The following is an 18,115-nucleotide window of genomic DNA, read 5'->3' as shown; positions in this document are numbered from 1 at the left end:
AAAAATGAAAACTCTGACATTTACGCTTTCCGCGCTGGCTTTGGCTCTGACCGGCTGTTCTGTCGGGCCGGACTACCAGCAGCCGAAGCCTAAAACCCCTGCGGCTTACAACGACATGAGCCGCCCGCAGGCCAAAGAGGGAGCCTCTATCGCCTTGCCTTCGGAGCCAAATCCGGTGTGGTGGAAAGCCTTCAAAGATCCGCAGCTTGATAGCCTGATTGACCGCGCCATTGCCGGGAATATTTCCCTCCAGCAGGCGGTGCTGCGCATCGCCGGCGCCCGCGAGCAGGTGACGCAGGCGCGCGGCGCGTGGATGCCGTCGGTGCAGGCCAACACCAAATTTACTCGCCAGCAGCTTGGGTTGAAGGGTGAGCTCGAGTCTTCTGGACTTGCCGATCAGGCGCAGAATCTCAGCCCTGAGGCGTCCAGCGCCATCGACGCCGCTACCGGCCCAGTGAACCTATACCAAGGCAGCTTTGATGCCAGTTGGGAGCTGGACTTGTTCGGCGGCACCCGTCGGCAGGTGGAAGCCGCCAATGCGCAGAAACAGTCTTCTATCGAGCAGCGCAATGACGCATTAGTCTCTCTGCAAGCCGAAGTGGCTCGCGCCTACCTACAGCTGCGCGGCGCGCAGAGCATCACGGCGGCGATTCAAACCCAGATAGACGTCGCCCAGCAAACCTTAGAACTGACCCAGAGCCAGCAGAAGAACGGCCTTGCGCCACAGCTGGATGTGGAAAACGCCCGCGCCCAGCTTGGCTCGCTGCGCGCCCAATTGCCGCAGTATCAGGCGCAGGAGCGTCAGGCGATGAACGGGCTGGCGGTGCTGCTTGGACAGGCGCCGGGCACCCTCGACGGCGAGCTGACCAATGTGAAACCTATGCCCGCCCTACCTGCCGCCGTGCCGGTGGGCGTGCCGTCACAGCTGGCGCGTCGCCGCCCGGACGTGCGTAAAGCCGAGGCCGACCTGCACGCCGCGACGGCCAACATCGGCGTGTCCGTCGCCCAGATGTTCCCAAGCATCTCCCTGACCGGCCAGTTCGGCATGCGTAACAGCGACGCCAGCTATCTGGACAACTGGAGTAGCAACTTCTACTCCTTCGGCCCGTCCGTCACCCTGCCTATTTTCCAGGGCGGCCGTCTGGTTTCCAGTGTGCACCTGTCGCGCGCGCAGCAGGCTAACGCCGCGCTGAACTATCGCCAGACGGTGCTCACCGCGCTGCAAGATGTCGACAACGCGCTGGTCAACTATCGCACCGATCAGGACCGGGTCACCGGGCTGGATCAAACCACCGAGGCGCTGCAAACCTCATTCGAACTGGCGACCGACAGCTACAGCAAAGGGCTATCCTCCTTCATCAACGTGCTCGACGCCCAACGCCAACTGGCGCAGGCTAAGCAGCAGTCTGCCGCCGCGCGCGTGCAGACCAGTACCGACTTAGTCTCTTTATATAAAGCCCTTGGCGGCGGCTGGGAGCCGTATCAGAATGTGAAACTCCCGACCTACACCGTTTTCGGCCCGGCCGAAACCACCGATGTACGCGTCCAGACCACGTCTGAGGAAGCAGCGAAATGAATGCCATCACCAAAGAAGAGAAGAAGCCGAGTTGTGATTCCGTCGTTAACAGCGTGGCTTATCGTGAAGGTAAGCGGCTGCAAGATGTGACCACCGAAGATATCAGCGAGGTGCTGAAAGAGCCGGACACCTTCGTCTGGCTGGGCTTGTGGCAGCCCGAAGACAGCCTGATGCGCACCATTCAGGAGGAGTTCGGCCTGCACGATTTGGCCATTGAAGATGCCCTCACCGCCCATCAGCGCCCGAAAATCGAGCAGTACGGCGAGTCGCTGTTTATCGTCATTCACACCGCCCAGTTGGTCGATGGCAAGATTGAATATGGCGAAACGCACCTGTTTCTGGGCAAAAACTTTTTGATCACCGTGCGCCACGGCGCGTCGTCGAGCTATAAGCAGATCCGCGCCCACGCCGAAGAGTGCCCGGACATGCTGGCCAAAGGCCCAGGCTACGCGCTGTACTGCGTGCTCGACATGGTGGTGGATAACTATTTGGCGATTGTCAGCGAGTACACCAAGCAGTTCGACCATATTGAGCAGAAGATGTTTAAGTCGGACTTTGACCAGAACGCAGTGCAGGACGTGTATAAACTGCGCCGCGAGCTGCTCTCGCTGCGCAACGCCGCCGTCCCTGCCGAAGATATTTGTAATCAGCTCAGCCACCATTTCGAAGATCTGATCCCTAAGGGCCTGCGCGCCTATATCCGTGACGTGCAGGACCACGCCCATCAGGTGATCACCGTCACCGACGACATGCGCGAGATGCTGGCCAACGCCATGCACGTCAACCTCGCACTGGTGTCCGTGCATCAAAACGAAGTGGTCCAACGCCTCGCTGGCTGGGGTGCGATCCTCGCCATTCCCACCGTGGTATTTAGCCTGTACGGCATGAACTTCAAAAACATGCCCGAACTGGAAGACTGGTGGGGGTATCCGCTGACGCTGGGAATAACCGTGGTGGGATGTGGGTTGCTTTACTGGCGGTTGAAGAAAGCGGGCTGGCTTTAGGGCAGCTTTAAAACATTGGTTTGCCACCCAAACTGGCCTTAAGGTCCAAACCGTGCGCTGCCGCCACACCGGCCTCAAGGGGCGCCTATCGCCGCACCCCTTGAGAATCCCCGGCTCTTTACTGCGCGCTTCGCTCGTTGGGCGGACGTGTTTCAGGTACACCTGTTCCTCACCGCAAAATGTCGCCGCTTAGGCGGTGCCTTCGCCACGGGATTCGAGCCATGGGTCTCGAACCTCTCGCTCAGCGCCATTTTTGACTGCGGTTTTGAGGCATTTCAACCGAGCCGTTTCATGGTTTTTGACCTGCTCCCTCCCCTATTTAGGGGAGGGTTGGGGTAGGGTATTTCTCACATAAGCCACTGATTTTTCTGCAATACCCCCTCCCAACCTCCCCCTTACCAGGGGGAGGAGCAAAGCAAACCCAAAACCCAATGGAACGGTTCGGTGTAAATGCCTGTAGGCCGCGTTCAGAAGTGACGCCGAGGGAGTGGTTCGAGACCAAAGGCTCGAGCCGAGCGAAGCGAGACAGCGTTGCAAAGCAACGACCCGAAGGGCGAGGCCAGAGGCCGAGTAATCCCGAACAGAGGGAACCGCCTAAGCGGCGGCACTTCGCGGCGAACACCGTGGCCGCTGGAACACGTCCATTCCAACCCTGCGAAGCCTCGATCTCACAGCAATAAAAAACGCAGGGTTCCAAGGGAGGCGCGTTTACGCCTCCCTTGGTCGGTGTGGGCCGACGCCCACGGTTTTGAATTTGAATTTGAATTTGAAGTTAGCAGGTTTGGGCGGCAGGCCCAAGGTCTAGGCCTGCCGCCGAGGCAAAAACATCACCGTTTTTCGACCGGTTGCTCCAACACCATGGTCTGCGTCTGACTCAGACTAATATCCGCATTGCGCAGTGCCTTGAGGATCTCATACAGCAGGTCACTCTTGGTGCCACTGACCATGCGCGGGCTGGCGACGTAGCCGGTGACGCTCAGCACAATGCCATTTGGGCCTAACTCTTTGAAACTGACAGAAGGCGCAGGCGTCTCGAGAATCGACTCGTGCAACTCATAGCACTCTAACAGCAGCGAACGCACCTGCTCTGGGTCGATGTCCAGCGGGAAGGTCAGTGCGATAGTTGCTACACCCTGCGCATTGCCCATGGTGGCGTTACGTACGTTTTGCGAGATGAACTGTGAGTTCGGTACAATCACCGTCGAACGGTCGCTCAGTTGGATCTCAGTCGCGCGCACGTTGATGCGACGAATATCCCCCTCAACGCCGCTGATAGTCACCAAGTCCCCTACTTTCACCGGGCGCTCGGTCAGCAAAATCAAACCGGAGATAAAGTTCTTCACGATCTCCTGCAAGCCAAAACCGATACCTACCGACAGCGCGCTGACAATCCATGCCAGACGGTTCCACTCGATACCCAGCGTGGAAAGCGTCAGCAGGATGATCAGCACATAACCGACGTTGGTGAACAGCGTCACCAGCGAGGCGCGCATGCCGCGATCCATGGCGGTTTTGGGCAGGAAGTCGTTATCCAGCCAGCGTTTGGCCGAACGCAGAACATACAGACCAATCGCCAGACACAGGAAGGCGTTAACGGCGTGAGCTGGAATGATATTCATCCCTTCCAGCCCTTTTCCACCCCAGATATCCACCACTTTGCTGAGCAGCTCAATCGGCGTGGTAGTCCCGAAGGTGCCATTGAGCAGCGCCACGGCCGCGAACAGAATCAGCAGGGTCTTACCGACGGCGGCGAACAGCGTGGCGGCCAGCGACAGATGGCGCTCATTGAGGCTCAAGCTGCTTTTAAGCAACTTGCCGCTGGTGGTGGTGGGTGAGAAGAAGCTCTCGCTGAAATCCACCACCAGATGAATCATCAAGTACAGGCAGGTCAGAACCAAGCCCACCCACACCAGTTCATAGGTCAGGAAGCGGGCCAGCGGGATATAACCAATCAGCAGCGCCACGGTGATGGCAATAGCGGTAATGCTGATAGCCAAGTGAATCAAACCGGCCAGCGTCGAACGGGCTTCGGGCTGCTCCCCGCGTGCCAGCAGGCGGCGGCGCACACGGTTTACGCGCATCGGCGCAATCAGACAGCTTACCGCCACCAGTAATGCAGAAAGGCCATTGCCGAATAGCGTGGCAGAGACGCTGGCCCCCACCAGATTATTCAGCTCTTCCACCACGCCAAAAATCAGGATGAAGGCACTCAGCATCAACGGGAAGGAGGCCAAGGTTTTGGCGATAGGATCCGCCAGCCCCGGCAGACGCCACGAAGGATGCTTGTTCGACAGCAGCGCCGAACCTAAACCGGCCACCAGCGCAGAGAAGACCGTGAGGCCAATCAGTGAGTTAGCAAACTCAAGCAGCGCTTCTGAGGTATCCGGCAGGCGCACGAAGAACTGGCAGAAAAAACTCACGCTCAACCATTGGGTGAATACAATCACTAGCGTCGCAATGGTCGCCAGCAGGCTGCGGCGCAGACGACCGCCGGGCAGCCAGCGCTGGAGGATCCAGTTCAACGGTTTGTCCAGCAGACGCCGCCCCAACAGGCCAATGGCTAATGCCAGCAGCAGGTAAAGCGCCGACCCCACGCGGAATTCAGGCTGCCATGCCTGATCCCAGGCGCTGCTAATTTGTGAACCGAAATCGGCGAAACGCGCGCGGTCGTTATCCTGCGGCTCAAACAGCGCCATCCAGAAATTCTTGCCCAGAATACTGCCTGAGTTAAGGGCAATCTGGGTTTTTAGGGTGTCGCGTCGCAGCCCGCCAATTTGGGTAGAGAGGTTCTGCGCGCCGGTGCGAATCGCCGTGGCTTGTTCATTTTGCGCATCGAGCTGAGTTTTGCTGGTATTAAGCTTATTGCGCTGGCGCACCACTTCGGCCGTTTCAGGCAATGCCCCCGCCGCAGGAGCCGGGCCGAGGACGTCAAGCTGGGCCTGCACCTGAGCACGCATAGGCCCCAGTGCCGCAATCAGCTTGTCGGTGTCATCCAGAATCTTCAGCGTATCGTCGTTTAAGCCGTTGAGCTTCTTTTCAGTTTTCGCCGACGAAACTTGTTGTTTAGTGGTATCAAGGCGTTTTTGCAGCGCGGTCAGCGTGGCGGGTACGTTGATTTTTACCGGCTCAGGAGTCGCGTTGGCATCGCCCGCAGGGGCGTTGGTCTGGGCCGAGTCATTGTTAGTGGCAGCCCATGTCGCCATTGGCGCCATAAACAGTGTGGCTAAGAGTGCCCACACCACGGGCGCTTTAAAGAATTTATGCATAAAGGAATCTATCCGACACTCGGGGGAATTATTATTTTTCAGAATGATGATAATAGCGATTATTGGTGCGGAAAATATCAGGTTTTTTCTGGATCGCAACGGGAAGGAAGAAAAATCACCCAGAATGGCAAAAAGAGCTGCCTCCAGCGGTTTGCTACGCCAGAGGCAGAGAGCGTTCAGATCACCCCTGCTTGCCCAGCATCAGGCGCAGCAGGCCGATAGCGTCAGCCTGCGGCAGGGCCAAAATATTGGAGTACAGGCTGATGGAAATGTCACACACCTTGGCACGGTCGACGGTCGCCGCGCCTAAATCATTAAACATCTGCAACTGGTCGCCGTAATCCTGATGCAACTTCTCCCTCACCGGCACCATCAGCGCCTGAGCTTTCTCGGCACTGAGGGTAGTAGGCTGAGTTTTCTGCTCGCGGCCGCTGGCTTGCAGCAGGTCGTTCATGGTGTCGAGGTCTTTTTTGAACAACTCCGGCGACAGCACCTGCGCCGTGTTCACCCCGCCGCTGATGTGCGGATACAAGAACTTAAAGCAGGTGCCGTCATGGCGCGCCTGTAGCTCCTGCATCTCTTGCAGACTGACACGCATCGCCGCCAGCACGTTGGCATCGGGGGCGGTGTTCATACGCTGAGAAATTAAGGCCGACACCATAGGCTTGACGGTATCAATCGCCTCTTGCTGGGTCTTCCCCTCTTCCCTCAGGCGCAGAATGTTACTGCGGATCTGCTGATACAGCTCTGGCTCTTGTTCATTGATGGTCTTGAAAATAGGCAATTCGGCCAGCGCGTGGTCAATCTCCGCCGTCTGGCTGGAAGCCTGTATACGCGGTTTAATCAGCCCCGCGTAGAGGGCGTTGCCGCCAACCACCAGCACCAAAAACAGGATCACCGCGGGAGTTTTAGCCAGCTTGCCTTTCTTGTGCAGCATGGCGAGGATCGCGGCAATCACTACCCCGCTCACTCCCCACACCATCACCTCATTCCAGTTCATCAACGATTTCCTTTTTTTGGTCTATTTGCGCCACGGCGTCGCGGCTGGCGTCTGCTCTGGCTTCGCCATGTAATTCGCTCAATTTGCCCGCGCGCATTTCTAACAGGCGATCGGCATGCTCAAAATAGTGGTCGTCATGGCTAATAGCCAGCACGGTTTTACCCATGTCGCGCAGGAACGGCAGCAGCTCACGATAGAAAGTCCGGCGGAACTGCGGGTCTTGGTCCGCCGCCCATTCGTCGAGCAGCAAGAAGTGGCGCCCCTCACAGGCCGCCAGCAGCAGCGCAACGCGTTTACGCTGTCCCTGAGACAGCTGCAAATTTGTGACTCTGTCGCCGTCAAATTGTAGCTTCTCTTTCATATTCAGGCGCTGCAACCACACTTCCACCAGCTCGGGAGCGGGTGTCTGGCCCTCAGCGGCCATCAGGCGACCAAACAGGTGGAAATCGGTAAATACGGCGGAAAACAGCTGACGGTATTGCTCCGGCTCACTGACTGGCACACCGTCAAGCAGGATTTGCCCCGAGCGCGGCTGATACAGCCCGGTCAGCAGCATCGCCATGGTCGATTTCCCGCTGCCGTTGCCGCCAATCAGGAACACCAGCTCTCCGCGCTTGATGGTCAAGTTCAGCGGGCCGACGCCAAAACCAGCATCCTGCTCTTTCTCGCCATAGCTGAAGGTCAGGTCGCGCAGCTCCAGCGTCTGCCAGCTCTGCGTTTTAGGGGCTACGGCAAATTCGGGCTGATACGGAGTAAGGCGCAGGCCGTTGAGCTTGCGGAATGCCACCTGCGCGCTGAGTAAAGTCGGCAGCGCCCCCACCGCTTGCAGCAGCGGCGTGCGCAGGAACAGCAGCGTCAGGGAGTAAGTGGCGGCGACGTTGGTATCAGACCAGCCCAGCGTATTGGCCATAAAGAACACCAGCCCAATTGCGCCGAGCATCATGATGTTCGACCAGTTGACCGCGCTGAGGTGGAAGGTGTCGGCGCGAACAATGTGGTGGCGGTAGCTGGTTGCGTCCTGCACATACTCCTCGTCATACAGCTTGCGGGCGCGTTCGCGATTCAGCGCCAACTCTTTACGGCCGTCGATCACCATCTGGTAATCTTTTTGCAGGCGATCTTCCGCTTCGCGCACGTGATTCAAATGGCGGTAAACCCGCGACACCAGTGAGAAACCAACCAGAATGGTCACCACCAGCCACGCCACGGTAACTAGCAGCATTTTCGGCGACAGAAACGCCAGATAGGCGGCGCAGCCGAGAGTCAGAATAATGCCCTGTACCAGCTCCGGCAGGCGTACAAAGGCCAGCGTAATGGCGCGAATATCGCTACTCAGGCTGGCTAACAGCTGCGCGTTGCCAATCTGCTCAATGCGCTCGATGTCAGTATCCAGAATGCGTTTGATAAATTGCCCGCGCAGGCGGTAGATAAAGTGGTGGCCGAGGGTGGTGAGTGCCAGCTGGGAGCCGAGCGTCACCACCATCAATAACAGTAAGAAACCGAGGAATTCCGGCAGCACGGCAAGAGAGGCTTCGGTGGTTTCAATCAGTTTCAGATTGATAAAGGCAATCAGGCCAATCCCTAGCGCCGCACTGGCCAGGCTCAGAGCCATCACTGCCAGAAAAGGCCAGCGATACTGCTTAAACACTACGCGTAACAACTCCATAAAATCTCGATTCCCAGAAAGTCGACAAATACAGCAAAGATATGAATAGCTGGGCAGTTTAATCAGCGGTGAATCGATATCAAGAATAATTCTCATTATTCCAGCAAGCCTCGAAGAAAAAGAAAAAAGCTGACAGCCCTGCGCGCAGTTCCTAAACTTCTGTAATGGATAAAGAACATGAACTTCGCCGAAGTAAACGTAATGCGCTGGGGTTGCTGCTGACGGCCGCCGCCCTGTTTGTTGTCACCCTCTTTTTGCCGCCTAATTTTTGGATTCTGGGGCTGAAGGCCATTTCCGAGGCGGCGATGGTCGGCGCGCTGGCCGACTGGTTTGCCGTGGTGGCGCTGTTTCGCCGCGTGCCGGTGCCTTTTATTGCCGGACACACGGCGATCATTCCCAAGAATAAAGACAAAATCGCCGACAATCTGGCAATTTTCGTGCAAGAGAAGTTTTTGGCACCGGACTCGATTGTCGAGCTGATCCGCAAGCACGATCCGGCGCGGATGATTTCTGACTGGCTGAATGCCCCGGACAACGCCCCGCGCTTCGCCCATTATCTGGTGAAAATGATGCGCGGTTTTCTCGAGTTCACCGACGACCAGCGTATCGCCCAATTGATAAAACGCGCGCTGTTTCGGGTGATCGACAAAATCGACCTGTCGCAGTCGGTGGCGACGATTTTAGAGAGCCTGACCAAAGACGGGCGGCATCAGGCCTTGCTGGATCAGGCGATGGATCAGCTGGAAGCCCTGCTCGCCAAGGAGAGCACGCGCAGCTTTATCTCCACCCAAATCGTCAACTGGATGAAGCGCGAACACCCGCTGACCGCCAAGCTACTGCCTACCGGCTGGCTGGGGCGCAACGGCGCGGATATGGTGTCGAACGCCGTTAACTCGGTACTGGATGATATGGGCAATGACCAGAGCCACGCGTTCCGCAAAGGCTTTGACCGTTCGGTGCAGAAATTCATCTGGACGCTGCAAACCGACCCCGCCGCCGCGCAAAAAGCTGAAGAGATTAAGCAGTATTTGAAGAATGACGAAAAACTGAATGATTACGTCATGCAGCTGTGGAGCGACATGCGCGGCTGGCTCAGAGAGGATTTAGACAGCCCAAACTCGCGGGTGCGGCTGAAAATTACCGAGTCGGGACAGTGGTTGGGGCAGGCTTTGGAGCAGGATGAAAAGCTGCGCGACTCGCTGAATCTGCAGATGGAAACCGTGGCGGCGCGCATGGCGCCTGACTTCGCAGAGTTTCTTACTCGCCATATCAGTGACACTGTGAAAAGTTGGGATGCGCGGGATATGTCGCGGCAGATTGAGCTGAATATCGGCAAGGATTTACAGTTTATTCGCATCAACGGCACGCTGGTTGGCGCCTTTATCGGGCTGATACTTTACCTGCTGTCGCAGTTGCCGCTGGTGATGCCGTGGGTGCTGGCGAGGTTGTAAAAACTCCCCCTGAACAGGGGGAGTGAGCCGATTTATTTCACGGTTTTGCTGAAGGCGTCCACTGCCAGAATGGCGTTTGCCACATCTTCCGCCGACAGATTACGATTCAGGTTGCCGAGGGTATCGCCCTCGCCTCCTGCCAGCTTGCCGACTTTCACCAGATTCTCGTAAGACTCTTTTTCAAGGTGCATCTCTTTGAGCGTGGTCGGCATGTTGATGGAGCGATAGAAGCGAATATAGCGGGCAATCTCTTCATCCGGGCGCTGCTCCAGCACCATCTGAGTCAGGGTGCCGTAGGCCACTTTCTCGCCGTGGGTCAGGTGGTGAATGTCGCCAGAAACGGCGGTAAAGCCGTTGTGAATGGCGTGAGCCCCCGCCAGCCCGGCGTTTTCAAAACCAAGCCCGGACAGCAAGGTGTTGGCCTCAACCACGGCCTCCACCGCCGGTGTCACCAGCTTCTGCTCGACGGCGGTATAGGCGCTGTAGCCATAGGTCAACAGCGTCTTCTCGCAGGCTTCGGCAATCGCCATACCGGCAATAGTCGGGTCGCCCCCCACCATCGAATGGGAGTGGGAACGCAGCACCGCCTGCGCCTCGACGAAGGTCGCCAGGCCGTCGGCAATGCCCGATGCGAACAGGCGTACCGGGGCCTGAGCGCAAACTTGGGTATCCACCAGCACCAGGTCAGGGTTCTTATTGTAGAAACGGTAGGTGTCGAACACGCCTTCATCGGTGTAGATCACCGACAGTGCGCTACACGGCGCATCGGTAGAAGCCACCGTCGGCACAATCACCACGTTTTGCTTTAACTCATCGGCAATGGCTTTGACCGTGTCCAGCGTTTTACCGCCGCCCAGCCCGACCACCACCTGAGTGCCCGCTTTACGCGCAATGGCGGTCAGCCGGCTGATTTCATTCGCCGAAGCTTCGCCATTAAATTTTTCGAAGTGAAATTCGACTTCGGCCTGCTTCAACGAGCTTTTAACGCGCTCGCCTATCAGTCCCCAAACCAGATCATCAGCTATCAGGAAGGATTTTCCGCCCAGCGCCGGAAGATAGCCGCCGAGTTCGTCCAGTACGCCACTGCCTTGTACGTATTTTCGAGGTGAAGAGAAGATAAATTTACTCATGATAAAAACCTCTTTCCATTGAAAAACCTACCCTGAGCCTAGCCTGTTCTGCGCCAAAGTCACATTATTAAATCTAATAATGATCGCATGGGAAGCTAAGAATTTAAGGCAGAAAACGAGGTCTTTTTTGCACACGGGAAATAGGGTCGCTTCAACTGTTTTTATAAAGTTTCAACTATCGAATCCATCAATTAAAGCGGCTTTCACTTATCAATGGATGCCGTAGAATGCATCGCATTGGCAGCACGATGTAAGCAGTTGCACAAGGTCAGCTCGCTGTTAGCCATCCTGTTTAACTTTTCATTTTAAATTTAATAAATTCCGAATTAGCTGGCGCGCCAATCAATAAACAGCGCCAAATATGCAGGGATTGGGGGATAACATGTATAACTTCCAGCGCTACCAGGCTAAAGAATTGGCTCTCGCTTATATGAGCGGCAAATCACACGATTTCTCGCCACAAGAATTTTTGCAGCAAGTGAAAAAGATGGAGAAATCCTTCGATAGCCTGCTGAGAACCGGCCAAGAACCTTCCCAAAGAGAAGTTCTGGTAAAAGCGTTCTAAGAATCATTGCGTGGGTCTCCTGTGTCGGGTAACCAGCAAGATAAGCTTCTGATTCACCTGCGAATATAGAAGTAAAAAAATAGAAGTAAAAAAAGCCCCGCTCGCAAGAGACGGGGCTTTCTCATTTCTGCATCGCCAGCAGATTAGCTCATCTGGCGGTCATCAATGTACTTACGCTTATCCGGGGCCGGTGGGAAATACTGGTAAAGCCAGGTTTCTGACAGCGCGGTATTACCCGAGCGCAGGAACATGCGCAGCTCGACCGGCGCGACAGAATCGCTGTCCGGGTACCAGTCGAACAGGATGCGATAACCATCGAACGGCTGCACGTACAGGATTTCAATGTTTTTAATCTTACCGGCAGAAACATTAATCACCGGCTCGATGCCTTTATCGGCGTAGGATTTCAGTTCGCCGCCGATGAAATCGACCGCGAAGCGGCGCGCCCAGACGTTAGGATAATGTTCGCCCGGCGCCCAACCCTCAGGGAAGCCGCCCATGCCGGTGCGGGTTGCCAGCACGTTGGACAGCGGGCTGCGCTCTGGCGGCTCGCTGCTCCAGTAAAGCTTGTAGCTGAAGGTGAAATTGTCCCCAGCCTTGACCGGCTTCTCCGGCTGCCAGAAGCAGACGATGTTATCCAGCGTCTCGCCGGTGGTTGGGATCTCCAGCAGGTTAATCGCCCCTTTCCCCCAGTCGCCGACCGGCTCCACCCACAGGCTCGGGCGCTTGTTGTACCAGCCAATCACGTCCTGATAATTGTTGAAGTCGTGGTCGAGCTGTAACAGGCCAAAGCCTTTCGGGTTTTCATCGGCAAAGGCGTTGAACTGCAACTTTTGCGGGTTATTCAGCGGGCGGCAAACCCATTCGCCGTTGCCGCGCCACATGGCCAGGCGATCCGAGTCATGAATTTGCGGGTGAATGGTGTCGCAGCGTCCGCGCTCGCTGGTACCGCAGCTGTACATGCTGGTCATTGGCGAGATGCCGAGCTGCTTGATGTCCTGACGCGCATTGAGGTGCTTTTCGATTTCCATCACTACGCGCGTTGGCTCGCAGTGAATGATGAAACGGTAAGCGCCGGTGACGCTTGGGCCATCCAACAGGGCGTAAACTGTGAAGGTGGTGTCGCCAGATTTTGGCGTTTCAAACCAGAACGCGGTGAAGTCCGGGAACTCTTCCGGCTGGCCGACGAAGGTGTCGACGGCCACGCCACGGGCAGATAAGCCATACTGATAAGTGTCATCCACGGCGCGGAAATAGCTCGCACCCAGGAAAGAAACCACGTCACGGCGGGTCAGTTCAGGGGCTTTGTTGACTTTGAAACCGGCGAACCCGAGGTTGGTAATGCCCTCCAGCTGCTTGGTGTCGACCCCGGCATTGTGATACTGGAACAATTCAGGGCGGAAGTGGATCTCACGCGCCTGTTTTTTGTCGGCATCAACGGAATACATCTGCACGCGGCGCTTAAAGCCCATGCCGACGTGGAACAGCTCGACGTCCAGCTGGCGGTTTGGCAGGTCATGCCACAGGGAGTGGGCGTGATCATATTCAATGGCGTTGTACGCCTGCGGTGTTAGCTCTGCCAGCGTTTTAGGCAGAGGCTGCGGCGCGCCACCGTAGGGCTTCGACGCCAGGGAGCTGGCCATCTTTTGCAACACGGAGAAGTCAAAAGACGTTGCACCACCGTCTGCAACATTCCCCTGCGCTGCCTCAGCAGATCGCGTGAACACTGATGCCATTGCTGGCACCCCGCAGTAGGCGGCAAACGCCATTGACGCTTTAATAAATGCTCTTCGTTCCATGCCAGAGGGTTTCCTGTGCCGGGCAAGTCAAGTTATCCGCAACGCCGTAGCGCCGAAAGGCATGTTGCCGAAAGTGGCACACAAGGGCATCTGCGGGATGTAAAAATACGACCCTAAGGCTAACGTAAAATTCCCATGGCGAGTACCACAAAATTGAATGCTTTCAGCTAAAAATAGCTTGCACAGAACGCGGGCTTACGGCATGCCAAAGCTCCGGCATACGGGGGATGAGCGATAATTTAACCATTTTGATATCGCTAAAGAAACGGCCGATTAAGAGCGCTCATAAAAGCAGCAAAAAACCGTTTTTTAAGAGGATTCCGTGACCACCCAAGTTAACAAAACGTTATGAATTAATGAATTATTGTTTAAAGCTCAAGCCGAAACGCCGCTTTGCGATATTGCAGCGGGGTGCGGCCAATCAACTTACGAAAACAGGTAATAAAATAGGGCGTATCGGCAAACCCGCACTGACTCGCCACCTCTTCTATCCGCATATCGGTGGAGCGCAGCAGCTCACAGGCGCGTTTGATGCGCCGCGTCGCCAAATAGTCCACCACCGAGCCGCCCGTTTCTTGGCTAAAAACTCGCGAAATATAGCTTTGCGACAGTCCAATCGCCGTCGATAACTCGGCCAGCGAAAACTTCATCACGTAATTCTCTTCTATCCACTGCATCACTTTGGAGGCCGTGGTGCGGCTGACGGTTTTGCGCTTCACCTGCTGCTCGGGCATGAACTCCATCAGCTGCAATATCATCATGGCGATATCCTCCCACTGCGGCGTGGCGGCCAGCTGTAGCCGCTGGAAGCTTTCGAGAATGGTTTCGATATGCTCAGCATTGGCTGCTAAATCAAAGATATGCGCATCGCTCTCCGCGCCCCACAGGCGTGAGAAGTGCGCCCGGCGCTGGGGGAAACAGTGCAAAAAGCCGTCCAGCAGCAGGTGGTCAAGGTGCACCGTGGTGCGGACATAGTGGTTTTTCTCACTCTGCTCGACAAATACCTTGTGCAACTTAAAGGGCGGAAAGACAAACAGGCGGCCGGGGCGCAGCGTGTACTGTTGATTATCAACAATCACTATCCCGTACCCCTGACTGATAAACAGCATCTCTAAACATTGGTGCCAATGAAAATAATTGGCGCTGCCCCTGCTCATGCGATTAAACGAGATCTGCCGATCGTTTAATGCAATGCGTTCGAGAAAGTCGGTCACCGCCATAAAGCTCCCCCACCCGATGACAAGAAATTAAAACTTTTAAGCCACTTTTTATAATTTAGGCTCTTTTCTGCTCCAATCGGCAATAGCAATTTAAAAAAATGCACTGTTATGTGACCCGTATAACAATCGGGCAAAACAGATTCTCTATATTCCAATGGCAAGTTACACACTCGTTGCAGTTGATGAAACAGCGTAAAAATAGAATTGAAATAATGTTTCACATACTTAATGCCATTATTTGCTCAGCCCTTTCGAGGGAAGGAATATCGAATGAATCAGGTGAAAATCAAGAGTGATTACCCGCTACGCACTCGCCAACAGGTGAAAGATCTGGTGGGCGATATGCTGTCTGCCGTCGCGCCCTATACCGAAGAAGGCAAAAGCGGCATTGACCTCGGCCACTCCACCACCCATTACGGTAAAAAGATAGCGAAGATGGAAGCCCTGTCGCGCATGCTGTGGGGCATTTTCCCCCTGCTCGCTAATGGCGATGAGTGTGAAAACCTGTCGTTTTACCTCACGGCGATCCGCAACGGCACCAACCCCGAGCATGCCGAGTATTGGGGCGATATTCACGACTTTGACCAGCGCTGTGTGGAAATGGCGGCTTTTGGCGTCGGCCTGGCGCTGCTAGATAAAAGGTTGCTGGCCTATTTCAGTGACGCCGAGCAGCACAACCTGATTGACTGGCTTAACCAAGGCAAAGACGCCACCATCCCTAATAACAACTGGAATTACTTCCCCATCATGGTGCAGATGGGCTGCAAGCAGGCCGGTTTGCCGTGGGACCGCGAGGCGGTCGAGGCCCGTTTCTCGCTGATGGAGGCCTATTACCTCGGCGACGGCTGGTATTCCGACGGGCCGGGTCGCCCGCGCGACTACTATGTGTCGATGGCATTTCACTACTACGGCCTGCTGTACGCCAACTATATGGCGGATGTCGATGCCCAACGTTGTGCCCAATTGCGCCAGCGCGCGCAGCAGTTCGCCGGGGATTTCATCAGCCTGTTTTCCGCCGAAGGGGCCGCCGTGCCCTTTGGCCGCAGCATGACCTATCGCTTCGCCGAAGCCGCCTTCTGGAGCGCCGCCGCGTTTAGCGGGTTGGAGGTGTACTCCCCCGGCGTCATTAAAGGCATTGTCCTGCGCCACCTGCGCAGCTGGCTGAAACAGCCGATTTTTGACCGCGACGGCGTGCTGAGCATTGGCTATCACACGCCGAATCTGGTGATGGCCGAGGATTACAACGCGCCCGGCTCGCCTTACTGGGCCTGCAAGCTGTTTCTGGTGCTGGCATTGCCCGAGAACCATGCTTTCTGGCAGGCGCAAGAGCTGCCCTTGCCCCGCCTCAACAGCCCGCACTGCATTCCTCACGCCAGCCAGATCCTGCTGCGCGACGCGGCGCAACGGCACGTGATAATGCTGACATCAGGCCAGCTGGAGCTGAATAACTTCGTCAATACCGAGGCGAAATACACCAAGTTTGCCTACTCCAGCCAGTTTGGTTTCACCCTCGACCGCGGCCGGTTTGGCCTCAACCACGCGGCCTGCGACTCCATGCTGGTGCTGTCAGAAGGCGATGGCTACTACCGTGGACGCCGTGGCTGCGAAGAGACAGTGACGCGCCAAGAGGTGATTTATTCGCGCTGGAAACCCTGGCACGACGTGGAAGTGAAAACCTGGCTGTTCCCCTGCGGCGAGGGCCATCTGCGTTTGCACCATCTGACCAGCGCCCGCGCACTCGACGCCGTCGAAGGCGGCTTCGCGGTGATCCATGACCGCCAGACGCAGGTGCAACTAGATGAAAATAGCTCCTCGAGCCGGATAGTCGCCTGCAACGGCTACAGCCACATCGCCGACGTCGGCGAGGCCACCCCGCGCGAGGCGGCAAGCGTGGTAACGCCGCCCAACAGCAGCATTATGTTCGCCGAAACGGCGGCTATTCCGCTGCTCAAAACCGCCCTTTCCCCCGGCTCGCACTGGCTGATGTCCGCCGTGTTTGCCTCTGCCGATATATCAGCTATGCCAAAAATCCTACCCCGCGTAATTCGCGGTGAAAGCGAGATTGAGATCCACTATCAGGGCCGTCACTGGACCGTCATCCTTTAATTATTCGGTTGTCAGGAGTCAGTATGAAAACAATAAAAACAGCCAGTAAGTCTGCTTATTACAAAATGAGCAGTTTCATCTTCCTCTATTTCTTCACCTGGTCTTCCAGCTTCGGCTTATATGCGTTATGGCTGGGACAAAAGGCCGGATTAGACAGTATGGATATCGGCGCGGTATTTGCGATTAACGGCGTTTTCGCCGTGGTCATGAAACCGGTCTATGGCTATATCATGGATAAAATAGGCATGAGTAAAAGCCTGCTTTATTTCGTGGTGATCGTCTCCGCCATGATGGCCCCCTTCTTTATTTATGTTTACCAGCCCCTGCTGGAAACCCATTTAATGATCGGCATTATTATCGGCGCGCTCTATTTAAGCCTGGGCTGGTACGCGGGCGTCGCGGCGTCGGAATCCTATGCCGATCGCTTTAGCCGCCTATACAGCATGGAGTTCGGCCAGATTCGCATGTGGGGCTCGCTCGGCTGGGCGGTGGCGGCGTCGTTTTCCGGCCTGCTGTTTAACCTCTCTCCGGCGTGGAACTTCAGTCTGAGTAGCCTGAGTTCGCTGCTGATGCTCGGCGTGCTGCTGTCGCTAAAAATTGGCGAAGCCGAAATGCGCAATAACAATGTGATTTCGCAAGACAAAATTGTTTTTAGCGATGTCATTCTGCTGCTGAAGAATCGCAAATTCTGGATGTTTTCCCTGTACGTCGCCGGTGTTGCCTGGGTGATGTTTGTCGCCGAACAGCAGTTTTCGCGCTATTTCGTCACCTTCTTCCCGACCAAAGAGCAAGGCAACGCCATGTACGGCTACCTCAGCACCGTGCAGTCTGGCACCGAGTTCCTGATGATGATGGTGATCCCTTTCTTGGTGAACTATTTCGGTGCTAAAAAGGGCTTGTTGCTGGTTGGGGTGGTGGTCGGCGTGCGGCTGATTGCCTCTGGGTTGACCAATGACCCGCTGATTATCTCGATCATCAAACCCTTCTATGGTCTGGAAATTGCCCTGATTCTGGTGTCGGTTTTCAAATATATCGCCGAGCATTTCCATAAACGCGTCAATGCCACCATGTACCTGCTGGGCTATCAGGCGATGATTTATGTCGGCTCCATTGTGATCGCCCCGCCCGCTGGCTACTTCTATGACCGCATCGGCTTTGCCCATACCTACCTGATCATGGGTGGCATCGCGCTGTGCTTCACCCTGATTTCCGCCTTTACCCTGTCAGCCTGCCACAGCCGCCGCCATGGCGTGGTTCAGGCCCCGACGCCCCCGGAGGTTAACGCCGCCGCGCCTTTAACCCCCGTAAAACACTAATTTGCGACTCGATTGC

12 protein-coding genes and 1 other RNA gene are annotated in these 18,115 nt (G+C 55.9%); 7 read left to right on the top strand and 6 right to left on the bottom strand.

Annotation, left to right across the window (positions count from 1 at the left end):
* Positions 1-4 precede the first annotated feature (4 nt).
* The 3 genes from ACT3RR_RS03400 (at position 5) to ACT3RR_RS03390 (ending at position 3,157) form a co-directional block, all read left to right on the top strand.
* Entirely contained in the window at positions 5-1,576 is a 1,572-nt protein-coding gene (locus ACT3RR_RS03400; protein WP_353501704.1) for an efflux transporter outer membrane subunit, read from the top strand.
* On the top strand, positions 1,573-2,580 hold the full coding sequence (locus ACT3RR_RS03395) for a magnesium and cobalt transport protein CorA (RefSeq protein WP_353501703.1): 1,008 nt from the start codon (positions 1,573-1,575) through the stop codon (positions 2,578-2,580). The genes ACT3RR_RS03400 and ACT3RR_RS03395 overlap by 4 nt, the downstream gene beginning before the upstream one ends.
* A 489-nt stretch (positions 2,581-3,069) precedes the next feature.
* A non-coding RNA gene (locus tag ACT3RR_RS03390) (RtT sRNA) lies at positions 3,070-3,157 on the top strand.
* Positions 3,158-3,407: 250 nt separating this feature from the next.
* Here the strand turns inward: ACT3RR_RS03390 and ACT3RR_RS03385 are convergent.
* The 3 genes from ACT3RR_RS03385 to ACT3RR_RS03375 all read right to left on the bottom strand — a co-directional run bounded on the left by ACT3RR_RS03385 (position 3,408) and on the right by ACT3RR_RS03375 (position 8,512).
* Positions 3,408-5,846: a DUF3772 domain-containing protein gene (locus ACT3RR_RS03385; RefSeq protein ID WP_496199739.1), complete on the bottom strand. Its 2,439-nt coding sequence runs from the start codon at positions 5,844-5,846 to the stop codon at positions 3,408-3,410.
* Positions 5,847-6,027: 181 nt separating this feature from the next.
* Positions 6,028-6,846, bottom strand: coding sequence for a hypothetical protein (locus ACT3RR_RS03380; RefSeq protein WP_496199738.1), 819 nt, complete (start codon positions 6,844-6,846; stop codon positions 6,028-6,030).
* Positions 6,833-8,512 (bottom strand): multidrug ABC transporter permease/ATP-binding protein, encoded by a 1,680-nt coding sequence (locus ACT3RR_RS03375; RefSeq protein WP_496199737.1) that lies wholly within the window; start codon positions 8,510-8,512, stop codon positions 6,833-6,835. The genes ACT3RR_RS03380 and ACT3RR_RS03375 overlap by 14 nt, the downstream gene beginning before the upstream one ends.
* A gap of 164 nt (positions 8,513-8,676) precedes the next feature.
* Here ACT3RR_RS03375 and ACT3RR_RS03370 point away from each other — a divergent pair, with 164 nt between their 5' ends.
* On the top strand, positions 8,677-9,963 hold the full coding sequence (locus ACT3RR_RS03370; protein ID WP_496199736.1) for a DUF445 domain-containing protein: 1,287 nt from the start codon (positions 8,677-8,679) through the stop codon (positions 9,961-9,963).
* 32 nt (positions 9,964-9,995) lie between these two features.
* Here the strand turns inward: ACT3RR_RS03370 and ACT3RR_RS03365 are convergent, their stop codons facing one another.
* On the bottom strand, positions 9,996-11,093 hold the full coding sequence (locus ACT3RR_RS03365; RefSeq protein ID WP_353501698.1) for a glycerol dehydrogenase: 1,098 nt from the start codon (positions 11,091-11,093) through the stop codon (positions 9,996-9,998).
* Positions 11,094-11,475: 382 nt separating this feature from the next.
* Here ACT3RR_RS03365 and ACT3RR_RS03360 point away from each other — a divergent pair, with 382 nt between their 5' ends.
* Complete coding sequence (locus tag ACT3RR_RS03360; protein ID WP_034789500.1) at positions 11,476-11,658, top strand: hypothetical protein; 183 nt, start codon at positions 11,476-11,478, stop codon at positions 11,656-11,658.
* 143 nt (positions 11,659-11,801) lie between these two features.
* Here ACT3RR_RS03360 and ACT3RR_RS03355 read toward each other — a convergent pair whose 3' ends face one another.
* Complete coding sequence (locus ACT3RR_RS03355; RefSeq protein WP_496199735.1) at positions 11,802-13,457, bottom strand: glucan biosynthesis protein D; 1,656 nt, start codon at positions 13,455-13,457, stop codon at positions 11,802-11,804.
* A 368-nt stretch (positions 13,458-13,825) separates the two neighbouring features.
* A complete protein-coding gene (locus ACT3RR_RS03350) occupies positions 13,826-14,677 on the bottom strand; it encodes a helix-turn-helix domain-containing protein (protein ID WP_496199734.1) in 852 nt (283 codons plus the stop codon).
* Between the two features lie 270 nt (positions 14,678-14,947).
* Here ACT3RR_RS03350 and ACT3RR_RS03345 point away from each other — a divergent pair, with 270 nt between their 5' ends.
* Positions 14,948-16,783 (top strand): DUF2264 domain-containing protein, encoded by a 1,836-nt coding sequence (locus tag ACT3RR_RS03345; RefSeq protein WP_496199733.1) that lies wholly within the window; start codon positions 14,948-14,950, stop codon positions 16,781-16,783.
* 23 nt (positions 16,784-16,806) lie between these two features.
* Positions 16,807-18,099 (top strand): oligosaccharide MFS transporter, encoded by a 1,293-nt coding sequence (locus ACT3RR_RS03340; RefSeq protein ID WP_485903233.1) that lies wholly within the window; start codon positions 16,807-16,809, stop codon positions 18,097-18,099.
* Positions 18,100-18,115: the final 16 nt, after the last annotated feature.

It is taken from the genome of Ewingella sp. AOP8-B2-18, assembly GCF_052376015.1.
GTDB classification, from domain to species: Bacteria; Pseudomonadota; Gammaproteobacteria; order Enterobacterales; family Enterobacteriaceae; genus Ewingella; species Ewingella allii.
This window is presented reverse-complemented; position numbering and strand designations above follow the sequence as displayed.

Bases quoted from the DNA above. Each gene is read 5' to 3' on its own strand.
- ACT3RR_RS03400 (WP_353501704.1), top strand. From the start codon at position 5: ATGAAAACTCTGACATTTACGCTTTCCGCGCTGGCTTTGGCTCTGACC.
- ACT3RR_RS03395 (WP_353501703.1), top strand. From the start codon at position 1,573: ATGAATGCCATCACCAAAGAAGAGAAGAAGCCGAGTTGTGATTCCGTC.
- ACT3RR_RS03385 (WP_496199739.1), bottom strand. From the start codon at position 5,846: ATGCATAAATTCTTTAAAGCGCCCGTGGTGTGGGCACTCTTAGCCACA.
- ACT3RR_RS03380 (WP_496199738.1), bottom strand. From the start codon at position 6,846: ATGAACTGGAATGAGGTGATGGTGTGGGGAGTGAGCGGGGTAGTGATT.
- ACT3RR_RS03375 (WP_496199737.1), bottom strand. From the start codon at position 8,512: ATGGAGTTGTTACGCGTAGTGTTTAAGCAGTATCGCTGGCCTTTTCTG.
- ACT3RR_RS03370 (WP_496199736.1), top strand. From the start codon at position 8,677: ATGGATAAAGAACATGAACTTCGCCGAAGTAAACGTAATGCGCTGGGG.
- ACT3RR_RS03365 (WP_353501698.1), bottom strand. From the start codon at position 11,093: ATGAGTAAATTTATCTTCTCTTCACCTCGAAAATACGTACAAGGCAGT.
- ACT3RR_RS03360 (WP_034789500.1), top strand. From the start codon at position 11,476: ATGTATAACTTCCAGCGCTACCAGGCTAAAGAATTGGCTCTCGCTTAT.
- ACT3RR_RS03355 (WP_496199735.1), bottom strand. From the start codon at position 13,457: ATGGAACGAAGAGCATTTATTAAAGCGTCAATGGCGTTTGCCGCCTAC.
- ACT3RR_RS03350 (WP_496199734.1), bottom strand. From the start codon at position 14,677: ATGGCGGTGACCGACTTTCTCGAACGCATTGCATTAAACGATCGGCAG.
- ACT3RR_RS03345 (WP_496199733.1), top strand. From the start codon at position 14,948: ATGAATCAGGTGAAAATCAAGAGTGATTACCCGCTACGCACTCGCCAA.
- ACT3RR_RS03340 (WP_485903233.1), top strand. From the start codon at position 16,807: ATGAAAACAATAAAAACAGCCAGTAAGTCTGCTTATTACAAAATGAGC.